This is a genomic window from Flavobacterium litorale (genome assembly GCF_019613795.1).
GTDB classification, from domain to species: Bacteria; Bacteroidota; Bacteroidia; order Flavobacteriales; family Flavobacteriaceae; genus Flavobacterium; species Flavobacterium litorale.
On sequence record NZ_CP080429.1, the window covers coordinates 1752596 to 1765199 of the forward strand.

At 35.5% G+C, this 12604-nt stretch carries 10 protein-coding genes; 7 read left to right on the forward strand and 3 right to left on the reverse strand.

Going from position 1 to position 12604, the window contains the following annotated elements:
- The first annotated feature begins 2 nt into the window (after positions 1–2).
- A complete protein-coding gene (locus K1I41_RS07940; protein ID WP_220639831.1) occupies positions 3–1964 on the forward strand; it encodes a S8 family peptidase in 1962 nt (653 codons plus the stop codon).
- A gap of 53 nt (positions 1965–2017) precedes the next feature.
- Here the strand turns inward: K1I41_RS07940 and K1I41_RS07945 are convergent, their stop codons facing one another.
- Complete coding sequence (locus tag K1I41_RS07945) at positions 2018–3157, reverse strand: glycosyltransferase family protein (RefSeq protein WP_220639832.1); 1140 nt, start codon at positions 3155–3157, stop codon at positions 2018–2020.
- Between the two features lie 43 nt (positions 3158–3200).
- Here K1I41_RS07945 and K1I41_RS07950 point away from each other — a divergent pair, with 43 nt between their 5' ends.
- The 3 genes from K1I41_RS07950 to K1I41_RS07960 are packed head-to-tail and all read left to right on the forward strand — an operon-like array spanning position 3201 to position 5505.
- The gene (locus K1I41_RS07950; protein ID WP_220639833.1) at positions 3201–4016 is read left to right on the forward strand and encodes a glycosyltransferase family A protein; all 816 of its coding nucleotides are present in this window, start codon (positions 3201–3203) and stop codon (positions 4014–4016) included.
- Positions 4013–4423 (forward strand): sugar 3,4-ketoisomerase, encoded by a 411-nt coding sequence (locus K1I41_RS07955; RefSeq protein WP_220639834.1) that lies wholly within the window; start codon positions 4013–4015, stop codon positions 4421–4423. The genes K1I41_RS07950 and K1I41_RS07955 overlap by 4 nt, the downstream gene beginning before the upstream one ends.
- On the forward strand, positions 4420–5505 hold the full coding sequence (locus K1I41_RS07960) for a glycosyltransferase family 4 protein (protein WP_220639835.1): 1086 nt from the start codon (positions 4420–4422) through the stop codon (positions 5503–5505). The genes K1I41_RS07955 and K1I41_RS07960 overlap by 4 nt, the downstream gene beginning before the upstream one ends.
- Here the strand turns inward: K1I41_RS07960 and K1I41_RS07965 are convergent.
- On the reverse strand, positions 5502–6386 hold the full coding sequence (locus K1I41_RS07965) for a glycosyltransferase family 2 protein (protein ID WP_220639836.1): 885 nt from the start codon (positions 6384–6386) through the stop codon (positions 5502–5504). The genes K1I41_RS07960 and K1I41_RS07965 overlap by 4 nt on opposite strands.
- Before the next feature lie 27 nt (positions 6387–6413).
- The gene (locus tag K1I41_RS07970) at positions 6414–7097 is read right to left on the reverse strand and encodes a cell division ATP-binding protein FtsE (RefSeq protein WP_220639837.1); all 684 of its coding nucleotides are present in this window, start codon (positions 7095–7097) and stop codon (positions 6414–6416) included.
- Between the two features lie 189 nt (positions 7098–7286).
- Here K1I41_RS07970 and K1I41_RS07975 point away from each other — a divergent pair, with 189 nt between their 5' ends.
- From K1I41_RS07975 to K1I41_RS07985, 3 genes are all read left to right on the forward strand, one after another.
- Positions 7287–10301, forward strand: coding sequence for a tetratricopeptide repeat protein (locus K1I41_RS07975; protein WP_220639838.1), 3015 nt, complete (start codon positions 7287–7289; stop codon positions 10299–10301).
- Positions 10302–10332: 31 nt separating this feature from the next.
- Positions 10333–12084 (forward strand): porin family protein, encoded by a 1752-nt coding sequence (locus K1I41_RS07980; RefSeq protein WP_220639839.1) that lies wholly within the window; start codon positions 10333–10335, stop codon positions 12082–12084.
- 61 nt (positions 12085–12145) lie between these two features.
- On the forward strand, positions 12146–12598 hold the full coding sequence (locus tag K1I41_RS07985) for a hypothetical protein (RefSeq protein ID WP_220639840.1): 453 nt from the start codon (positions 12146–12148) through the stop codon (positions 12596–12598).
- The last annotated feature ends 6 nt before the right edge of the window (positions 12599–12604 follow it).

Consider the following 12604-nt stretch of genomic DNA (forward strand, 5'->3'; position numbering starts at 1 on the left):
TTATGAAAAATATTTTTATAATTATTTGCGGATTATTTTTTTCGTTGTCGCATAGCCAAGAGAAAAATATATATACATACTATATTCACGTGAATCATTATTCTGAGGCTCCTAAATTTCAGAAAGATGGTGAATATTATAAGTATGTTGGAGATAATGATGAAGAGAGAAGTTTTTTCTCCAACTATAAGATTATTCAATTTAGTCAATCTTTTCCTAGTTCAACTTGGTTGAAAAATCTGAATGTATTTACTCTGTCAACTTACAATAAATCGTTAATTGACGACGTACTAAAAAAGTTTCCACGTAAGTATACAAAATATACTGATATTACTGGAATGGAGTATGAGCTATTAGATACCTATACAGATGATTATGGTACGTCTAATAATCTTCCAAACTCAGGTGTAGCGGATTTATCAAATTTAGATTACATAGGTGTTCCTAAAGCTTGGGACTATAGTTTGGGTTCTTCGGATATAATACTAGGTATATCCGATACAAAAGTTGATATTACGGGTAATGATCTCAAATTTAAAACAACTCATTTAGGCTTTAATGGAAGTTCGTCCAGTAGTCATGGTACTAATGTAGCAGCTTTTGCGGCAGCACAAGGTGATAATGCACATGGTATGGTGGGTGTCTGTTCAAATTGTACCATTATAAATACACCAATTGGTAGCTATAATGGTCTTTTAGATTTAGCTATTAATGGGGTACAAGTTATTAATATGAGTTGGATAACATCAGGACACGATCTTGGTGCTAATAATTATGTTCCTGAACATCAAGCTGTGATCAACGAGTTACATGATTGCTATGGAGTAATTTTAGTAGCAGGTGCTGGTAATAGAAGCGAATTTTATACCGCTGATAATATTAGTTATCTTTACCCTAACGGTTTAAAATATTACCCAGCATCATATAACCATGTAATTTCAGTACTTTCGGTTAACCACAGAAATGATTGGGGTGTTGAAACAACAGATTCATACCCTCCAGAGTATGGAGTAGTATCTAGGTTCGTAAAAGACTTAATACCTCAAAACGCAGCTGAAAATTATAATGGTGAGGTATTTGGCTTCAAAGAAACGGCACATACAACTAACGAAGATGTTGACATATGTGCTCCAGGTTACAGATTGTTTAGATATTATGAATATGCTGTACAGAATATTATCGAGTATCAGGCAAATGGTGGTACATCAGCAGCAGCACCTCATATTGCGGGAACAATAGGTTTGATGCTTTCAGTTAACAATTGTTTATGGCCTAGTGAAGCGGAAGATGTTTTACAATTGACATCTAAAAATCTTGAAATTATACCTGGTAACGAGATTTTTGCAGGTAAGTCTGGAGCAGGAGGTCTTATAGCGGGAGATGCTGTAGAATTTACACATGAAATGAAATCTGCTACAGGCAATGCAGTTATAGATGGTCATGACTTTTACAGGTTTGATTTTAACCTCTCGCACATTAATAATAAACTTACCATATCTAATCAAACTTTTAGAGACAAGTGTACTGCTGATTTTACTGCAAGGCGTGAAATAGAAGTATTGTCAGATACTGATTTTAAACCGAATGCAGATGGTTACATTGATTTGAAGCTCGATCCGAATATAGACGTATGTGAACTAAGAGAAATTCCAAGTTACTGTGGTGAAGATCGTCCAGGGGCAGCCAAAAAGAAAACCACAGGGATTCAAAATATAAACGATTCATCTCTAGCGAGTAAACTATATCCAAATCCAAACAACGGTACGTTTGAGATAGTTTATACTGGTACTATTAAAGATATTCTTCAAGTTGAAGTTTACGATGTTTATGGTAAAGCAGTTTATAAGAGTACTGAGAAGGAGTCTCGTTTTACGATATCTGTACCAAGACTTTCAGCAGGTATGTACATAGTTAAGCTATCATCTGATAATTATACTGAAACAATTAAGTTTGTAAAGCATTAAGCGACTAAACTAAATTACAGTAATAATAGAAAAAGCCAGCATTGCTGGCTTTTTTATTCAAACCATGTATTCAAATACTTTTCGGCAATTTTTATATAGTTATGTTCTTTTTTAATAAAGCTACGTGCCCTTTTGCTAATTGCTTCAATCTCTTTAGGGTTTTCTATTAAAAAAGATAACTCCTGTACTATACTTTCTGTATTAGGTAATGCATTAATTGCAACACGTTCCTTTAGTCTGTAATGCGCTGTAAATTCTTGCTCTGCACCTGTAAATACCACCTTACCTTTTGCCATAGCCTCTAGAGCATTATATCCCTGATCGTATCCATAAACTTGATCTAACAATATATGAGCGCCATCATATAGCTTTATATATTCTTTGTAGGGCACATTTTCAGTAATTATTATCTCAACCCTATCGCTATATCTATGCTCAATTATTTTTAGTGCTTCCTCAAAGAATCGGATACCCTTTTTAATGTAACTAAGTCTGTTTATACCTAAAAAAATAACAATTTTGTCTCTTATTTCAGGTTGATTATACTTGACTAGATCTGTATTTATGGGGTTCGGAATAAAATGTGTGGTATAACCCATACGTTGCATCGGGATTTCATAATCAAGATCAGAAGTTATTAAAACGTTGCTTCTATCCTTTACCCACTCAAATAACCTACGGTAATTTTTTTTAGTATATTTTAGTGAGTACTGAAACAAACCCTTTAGTCTAGAGTTTTCTAAATAAGCTGAAAGTACAGAATATTTAAGATTTCCAGTTAAATTATAATCTACAATAGGTGTTTCGTCACCACAAATCAAAAGGCTCATTTGCTTGCTCTGCTGTAATAATTTTTTATACAATTTTATTTCTAGCCAAGGGTGTGTTTGAACAGCATCAGAATTAATCAACTGAACATGATCATAACCTTTTAGTTTGGGAAGTAATTTGTAAAACCGAATACCCTTTTCAGTCATTTCGGCATTATAACCAATGGTCTTACTAAGCCCATTTTTTATTTTAGTAAATAACCACCATTTGAGTATAAAGCTAGGGTATATAGAGTAATCAATATCATAATTTTTAAAGCCATCGCCAGTACCTACTATAGTTACCTCGTGTCCTAATTTGACTAAACCCTCCTTAAGTGAATTATGTAACCTGCTATATTCGCCAATTAGCAAAATTTTCATGTAAATGTAATTATCTTATATTTGTTCAAATATACTATTATAAATGATTACTGCAGATTCTCTTACCATTGCTATAGCTACTATGTTTAGAGAAAATCTCATTTTTTTAGATGCTATAATTCCTAAAAGTATCCTTAAAAGTATCAATGTCTTAATTGTAAATCAAACAGATAGCAAGCGGCAATTACAATCAGTTTACAACAACATTACGGTAATAAATACAAGTGAAAGAGGATTAGCAAACAGTAGAAATATGGCAATAGCTAATATTACCACTACTTATGCTATACTTACTGATGATGATGTTATATTTAGAGATGATTTATTAAATAGTATAGATAACGGATTTAAATTGTTTCCAGATGCTGCCGTTGTAAAGTTTAAAGCGGCAAAAACCGATGATATACCTTTTAATGAATACTCTAATTCTCCGATAAAAAACCTTTCAATTTTTGGTATAATGAATGTTAGTTCGATAGAGCTAGTAGTTAATATTAAGAAACTGAAACAGAGCAAGGCTTTTTTTGATGATAATTTTGGTTTAGGTGCTATATTTGGTAATGGTTTGGAGCAAGCTTTTTTGGACAATGTGAGAAAGAAAAAGCTGCAAATAGCCTACTATCCTAAATTTATTGTGAGTCATCCTGACGATTGCTCTGGTAGGGATTCTGGCAGTGATAGATATTACTTTATTAATGGTGCATTATCTAAAAAAATGTTTGGCTCAATGTCGTTGCTATGGACAATCGTATTTTTATTTTTCCAAGTAAAACAAAAGAACATAAAATTGCGTTCTGTTTTACACTATTATCGAATTTTTAGAAAAGGAGCGCAAGAGTATAAAAAAGTTACAGAATGAAAGAAACCACCGTACAAAACATAAGTTTAATACAATTACCACGTATAGAAGATCCTAGAGGCAACCTCTCGGTTATTGAGGGTAATACATTACCTTATGATATTAAGAGAGTTTATTATTTGTACGATGTACCAAGCGGTGCCGAGCGAGGAGGACATGCCCATAAGAATTTACAACAATTTTTGATTGCAATTAGTGGTAGTTTTGATGTTGTATTTCATGATGGGATTACTGAAAAAAAAATTATGCTCAATCGCCCTAATCAAGGTTTACTTATACCGCAAGGACTCTGGCGAGAACTTAAAAATTTTTCGTCTGGGGCGGTATGTTTGGTAATAGCTTCGGATGTTTTTAAGGAGGAGGACTATATACGTGATTTTGATGCTTTTCTTGAATCTAAAAAATGAGGCTTGTTTATATAACAAATACAATTAGTGGAGCAGGTGGTATCCAGCGTATTTTAGCCATTAAAGCTAATTATCTAGTTGCTCATAAAAATTATGATGTTACTATAATAGTTACTAATGCAAAAACAGAAGAACCTATACGTTACAATTTCCATTCGGATATAAAAATTTTTACAATAACTCCCAATCGCTCTTTGTTGAGTTACTATTCATCATACAAAAAGCTTATCAAATCGACATTAAAAGCACTGAATCCAAATATTATAGTAATGTGCGATAATGGGCTTAAAAGTTTTTTGTTGCCCAAATTCATCAAACACCAATATCCTGTAGTTTACGAAATGCACGTTTCCAAACAAATTATACTAAGCTCGTATGGTATTTTTAAAGGCTTGGTTAGTAAGTACATGCAACATTACGCTAGTCGTTACGATAAATTTGTTGTATTGACGAATTCAGGGTTGAAAGAGTGGAAGCTAAATAATGCTAACGTAATACCAAACCCTACTTGGATTGTAAATCCCTCCGTTAGTAATTTGCATAACAAAATAGCTGTAGCCTTAGGTAGGCAGGTGCGCGAAAAAGGATATGATAGAATGTTACAGGCATGGAAGATTGTAGTTGATAAACACCCTGATTGGACTTTAAAAATCTATGGAGATTCAAATACTGATTATGATATATCTAAAATTACTGAGGAGCTTAATATAACCAAAAACGTATTATTTTGTGAACCAAACACCAATGTAGAAGCAGTTTTTGAGGCAGCTTCTATTAACCTTTTAGCCTCACGTTATGAGGGGTTTGGGATGGTACTATTAGAGGCTGCAGCTTGTGGTGTACCTTCGGTAGCTTTTGATTGCCCTGTAGGACCTAAAAATATTATAACAGATGGTAAAGATGGCTTACTGATAACGGATGGCGATATTGAGGCTTTTGCTAGTGCAGTAGAAAAGCTAATTCAAGATGAAGAACTTCGTATTGAAATGGGAAAAAATGCTATACAAAAAGCAAAACAATTTGCTATAGCGCCCATTATGGAACAATGGGATACATTGTTTAAGAGCTTAGTAAAAAACTAAAGCGAACACAAATAGCATAAACGATATATATCGAATAAAAACATGGAAGGGTAAGTACTTGTAAAGTTTCGGATGAATGTTTTTCTTGAAATGCCAAAAAACCAAGCTGCAATGGGTTTTAGGTGCCATTTAATTAGTTTATAATACATTTTAGTAAGGCGCAAATAGTCTTTTCCTAAAAGATTATTATCCAAAAGATATTTTAAGCCTATAACGGCTTCTTCCGATTTTTTTATAAATATACTGCTCGTATCCAACCCCAAATGGTACACGGCATTATCAATATGCTCAACCGTTATAAACTCTTGTTTTAAATCGTAAGAAAACAACGTATCCTCATGGCGTAAGTTGGGTATGGTTTCGTTAAACGCCACTTTACTAAAAATTGTTTTTTTTATAGCAAAGTTTAAGGTTAATAAGGATAAATGAGGATTCTCAACTCGCTCTTCGGCAGGTAGCGCCTCACGCTCGTTGCCATATACCCACCGTAAGAGTTTATCGGTATCAGGCTTTTCCTCTTGATATTTAATGCCACCGTATACTACTTTTTCATCATCATTTAAATGGGGCAAATAATTCTTAATAAACGTGTCAGATACAGGTATAGTATCAGCATCCAAAAACAGTAACCAATCGTAATTTGCCTTTTGGGCAAGTAAATTGCGTATGGCGCTGCGCCCAATGTTTTTTGGTAAAATAGTATAGTTACAGTGCGGGAGCTGGTTTATTTTCTGATTTTCTGCTTGTTGAATTTCATCTGCCGAAGCATCATCAAAAACAAGTATTTCGTAGGCTATGTTACAACTTTCTGCCTGCCTGTATAATTGTTCTACCATCGGCAGTACATTATAGTTGTAAGTAGGTATTAGTATGGATAGCATAGGCGACTACGAATGTGCAATAAGTTACTAAACAGTACGCTGTACCACCTCGAAGAGTGTACCGCTATCACATTTAAGTGTTTTAGATGGAAATTTCATTAGCAAAGCATAATCGTGCGTTGCCATAATTATAGTTTTACCATTTTGGTTAATTTCCCTAAGCAGTTGCATAACCTCAACACTGGTTTGTGGGTCGAGGTTTCCAGTAGGCTCATCAGCTAAAATCACTTCAGGGTCGTTTAATAAAGCACGCGCTACTGCTATACGCTGTTGCTCACCACCCGATACTTGGTGGGGCATTTTGTGTACGGCATTCTTCATGCCCACTTTATCCAGTACTTCGTTTATTTTTACCTCCATTTCGCGCTTTTCGCTCCATCCTGTAGCTTTAAGCACGAAAAGCAAATTATCGTACACATTTCTATCAGGGAGTAGCTTAAAGTCTTGAAATACAATACCTATTTTTCTGCGGAGGTAAGGTATATCGCGCTCTCTTAGTTTAGATAAATCGTAATCTACAAAATAACCACTTCCTTTCTTTAAAGGTAAGTCGCCGTATAGCGTTTTCATAAAGCTACTCTTGCCCGTACCTGTTTTACCAATTATGTAAATAAACTCACCATAATTAACCTCTAAGCTCACGTTAGTAAGTACGGCATTGTTACCTTGGTAAACGGTAACATCTTGTAACGATAATACGGGTTGCAACATATATAGGGCGTATTTAGTGTGGTAAAAGTAGTAAGATAACGGCTGTATTCAAAATTTTTGTTTCAGAGACCAAAAAGCTCTGCTACTTGCTGCTGTACAATTTACAATTGCGATACTAAAACCCTGTTAACATCCGTTAAATACAAATAAGAATTGATATATTTGGCTATCCTAATAAAATAACAACTTATGCGCAAAATAAACAGGCTATTACTAATTGCCGTATCCCTTTATGGCATACACGTTTCGGCACAACAGTCCAGCATTTATACGCACGACCTTAAAGATTTTGAAAAAGGTGTAGTGCTCTACAATCAAAAACAATATCAGGCAGCACAAATACTTTTTGAAAAAACAAAGAAACAAAATCAGGATATGGAGGTGCAATCAGACTGTGCCTATTATATTGCCAATTGCGCCATACGACTTAACCAAATGAATGCGGATATGCTTATGGAGGATTTTGTTGAGGATTACCCTACCAGTACCAAGCAAAATCAGGCGTATATAGAGGTAGCAAGTTATTATTTTGGGCAAGGTAAGTACGCGCAAGCCCTAAAATGGTACGAAAAAGTTGATGAGGGCGATATGAGTACTACCGATAAAGAGCGTTACAATTTCCAGAAAGGATATGGCTATTTTAAAGCGGGCGATAAAAAGCAGGCGAGTAAGTACCTGAATAAAGTTATTAATTCTAAAGAATACGGCTCGCAGGCAAAATATTATTTGGGTTTTATAGCCTATGAGAGTGATAACTATAAAGATGCTACTGATTATTTTGAGCAGGTAGAAGACCAAGATAGGTACAAAGAGAAGATGTCCTATTTTCAGGCAGATATGAATTTTAAGTTGGGTAAATTCCAAAAAGCAATTGATTTAGGTAAAGAGCAGTTGGCAAAATCCAGTCCTGCAGAAAAATCGGAACTGAATAAAATAATAGGAGAGAGTTACTTTAACTTAAAGCAGTATTATGATGCTATACCGTATTTAAAAGAATACAGAGGTAAAAAAGGGCGTTGGAACAATACCGATTTTTACCAGCTAGGTTATGCTTATTACATGCAAAGCGATTATGAAAGTGCTATTGCCGAGTTTAATAAAATTGTAAGCGGTAACGATGCTGTAGCACAAAACGCCTACTACCACTTAGGAGAAAGCTATTTAAAAACCGATAAAAAACAGCAGGCACTTAATGCATTTAAAAATGCATCTGAAATGGATTTTGATGCTAAAATACAAGAGGATGCTTACCTAAACTACGCTAAATTAAGCTACGAAATTGGTAACCCTTACCAAAGTGTACCTGAGGTGCTAAATTCCTTTATATCCAAATATCCGCAAACGCCCTTTAAGCAAGAAGTACAAAACCTATTAATCAGTTCGTACATTACCTCTAAAAACTATAAAGAAGCCCTTACACTTTTAGAAAAAAATAAATCGCCCGAAAATAGATTAGCATACCAAAAAGTAGCTTTTTACAGAGGGATGGAGTTGTACACCGATGGCAATTACCAAGCCGCTTACGATTTATTTAAAAAATCGTTGGCAGAGCGACGCGATGCTCGATTTACGGCGCGTGCTACATTCTGGAAAGGCGAAACGGAGTATGTGCTAGACCAGTTTAGTGAGGCTTTACTAAGTTTTAAACAATTCATGCAGTTTGCCGAAGCAAAAGGCACACCCGAGTATAAAAACATTAATTACAACATAGCGTATACCTATTTTAAACTTAAAGAGTATGAGCAAGCCGCAAAACACTTCCAAACGTATATTGATACCAATAAAAACGACAACGTTCGTTTAAACGACGCGTATTTACGTTTGGGCGACAGCCACTTTGTTTCGGGTAAATATTGGCCAGCAATGGAAGCCTACAATAAGGCAATTGATATGAAAGGTATTGATGCCGATTATGCGTTGTACCAAAAAGCAATTAGTTATGGTTTTGTAGCACGTAATGAAAAAAAGATAGAAGACCTTACCAAATTTGTACAATCGTATCCAAAATCCAAGTATGCTGATGATGCACTGTACGAGTTAGGGAATACTTACGTTACCGAGAACAATACAAGCAAAGCCATACAAACATACGATAGGCTTATTACCAATTATAAAAATAGCTCGTACGTAAGCAGAGCAATAATGCGTGAAGCATTAATTTATTACAATGCTAAGGAGGACGATAAAGCACTTGCTAAGTTTAAGAAAGTAGTTGCCGATTTTCCGAATACACCCGAAGCTATGGAAGCCGTATCGACAGCACGATTAATTTATGTAGATAGCGGGCGTACCGATGAGTATGCCGCGTGGGTAAAAACACTCAATTTTGTTGATGTTAGCGATGCTGATTTGGACAATACTGCTTTTGAGGCTGCTGAAAAGCAATACCTGCAAAACAACACCAAACAAGCCATATCGTCGTTAAACAGCTACATTGCCAAGTTTCCAAATGGTATTTCATTATTAAAAGCACATTTTTATCTGGCGCAAGCCTATTTTTCTGACGCATTAGAAAACAATGCTGTACCGCATTATGAATTTGTAATCTCAAAATCTCGAAATGAGTTTACCGAGCAAGCCTTAGCACGCTTATCGCAAATACATTTAAAGAATAACGATTACCCCAAAGCCATTCCAGTATTAAAACGACTGGAAACAGAAGCAGAGTACCCGCAAAACGTAACCTTTGCACAGTCCAACTTAATGAAGAGTTACTACGACCAAAAAGAGTACGCCAATGCTGTAGTATATGCTGAAAAGGTAATGGCAAATGACAAAATTGAGGACAGGATTAAAAGTGATGCCCAAATAATAATTGCACGTTCGGCAGTAAAAACAAATAATATGGAAAAAGCCAAAACAGCTTACGCCAAATTATTTACCATTGCTAAAGGCGAACTTGCAGCCGAAGCCTTGTATTACGATGCTTATTTTAAAAATAAAGACGGAAAGTACGAAGCATCCAACCAATCGGTACAACAACTCTCTAAAGATTACTCGGGGTACAAATACTTTGGCGCAAAGGGGCTTATTGTAATGGCTAAAAACTTTTACGGATTAAACGATAGCTTCCAGGCTACTTACATTCTGGAAAGTATCGTTAAAAACTTTACCGATTATCCTGATGTGATAGCAGAGGCACAAACAGAGCTTGATGCCATTAAAGCAGAAGAGGCGAAACGAAACTCATCAATCCAAAATTAAATTTAATCCAAGCATCTTATAATTATTGATTATGAAAATCAAATTCAGATATACTATAGCAATACTTGTAACATTAGGAATTTTTCAGGTTACACATGCGCAAAAGAAAGATGAAAATATAGGTACAGAAGTGGTAAATGTGGTGCGCCCCTATACACCAACGGTATCCGACGCTTTTAAGGTAAAGGAAACCCCTGTAATAGAGGACGACGAGAATATGCAAAAAGAAGTTATAGAGTACAATATTTTTTCGTTTCCAGTAGCCTCAACCTTTACACCAGCAAAAGGTAAAGCAGCGGGGGTAGAACGCCCTAAACGCGAAAAGCTGTTTAATAACTATGCCTTGTTAGGTATTGGTAATTATGGTACTATAAATGCCGAACTTTTTGCTACCGAAAACTTAAACAGAAACGAATATATAGGCGGTATGTTACGCCACCTATCATCGCAAGGTGGTATTGACGATATTGTATTGGACGACCAGTATTACAACACAGGTATCGACCTTACGTACGGTAACAGGCAACAAGGTTACAGCTGGAATGCCGATTTAGGTTACCAAAACCAAACCTATAATTGGTACGGTTTACCTGTAGATTATGTAACATTTACCGAAGATGCTGTTAAGGGGATTGATGAAACCCAAACCTACCATACCCTAAACATAGCAGGAGATATTAGTATGAAAGAAAGTGTTTTTGAAGGAGCTTCGTTACAATTTAAACGTTTTTGGGATGCTTTCGATTCGGCAGAAAACCGATTTATACTCAACCCCTCATTCGACGTGAGTGTGATGAGCGAAAAAATAAAATTGGATGTTATTGCCGATTATGTAAGTACAACATTCAATAAAGGCTACCTAACCGAGGAGGGGCAAGATTATAGCTACTTTAATTTTGGTGCAAAACCAAGTATAATATTTCAGCGCGACGATTTATCGGTTAATTTAGGAGCAGCCCTTTTTTACAGTATAGGCGACACCAATGGCGAAAGCGATAGTAACTTTTATATCTACCCTCAAGTACAAGCCTCATACAAAGTAGTGGGCGACCTTATGGTAGCCTATGCAGGTGCAGAGGGTGAGTTAAGGCAAAACTCTTACGAACAATTTGTTATGGAAAACCCATTTGTATCACCAACATTTGGTATAGCCCCAACCGACCAACAGTATGATGTATATGTAGGGTTAAAAGGTAAGTTAGCCAGTAACGTAGCGTACAACGTTCGTGGTTCGTATATGAATGAAGATAACAGAGCCTTTTTTGTAAATAATATTCTTTCATCTGCTTTTACACCCTCTCAGTTTGAGGGGTACGAATACGGCAATTCGTTTAATGTAGTGTACAACAAACTAACAACAATTAGTTTCTTTGGGGAGTTAAAAGCCGATTTTTCTAAAACGGTACGTGCAGGTATTAACGGTACGTACTACAGTTACGATACCGATTTACAAGAAGCTTGGAATTTACCCGAAATTAAAATAGGAGCTACTTTAGATGTAGATATTACCAAAAAATGGTACGCAGGTGCTAATTTATTTTTTGTGGGCGAAAGAAAAGATATAATCCGAATTTTAGATGCAACGCCAGAAGGTTCTAATGAAGTTATAACACTTGATAGCTTTTTTGATATTAATGCTAATGTAGGTTATAATTATAACGAGCGCCTTTCAGGGTTTTTAAGGCTCAACAATATAGCAAGCCAAGACTATCAGCGATGGGTAAATTATCCCGTACAGAGCTTCCAATTTATGCTAGGAGCATCGTACAAGTTTAATTTTTAATGTAATTACAAAATAATCTAATCCTGCAAGGTCTTTAAGTCCTTGTAGGTTTTATAAACTAATGCAAGACCTAAAACAAAAAGTAGTACACTATTATAAGCAGCAAGTACAGGACAGGGAGGATGCTTTTAGAGATATGATTGCTGCCCTTACCGAAGATGCTAAAAACGATGCCAAAGGCTCAGCAGGCGACAAGCACGAAACAGCCTTATCGATGATGCATTTAGAACAGGAAAAACTAAATGCTAAATTAGGTGAAATACTACAACAAAAAGCATTTCTCGAAAAAATAGATGCTAAAATTGTTCATAATAAAATAGCCATAGGTGGCTTGGTAAAAGCCAATACCATGTACTTGTTTATTAGTCTAGCATTACCCAAAATAACGGTAGATGGGCATACTATAATTGCCCTATCATCACAATCGCCATTAGGAAGTAAAGTTATGGGTATGAAAATAGGAGATAGTTTTGAGATTGGTACAACAACATATTGTATTAAAGCTATAGCCTAATTTTTT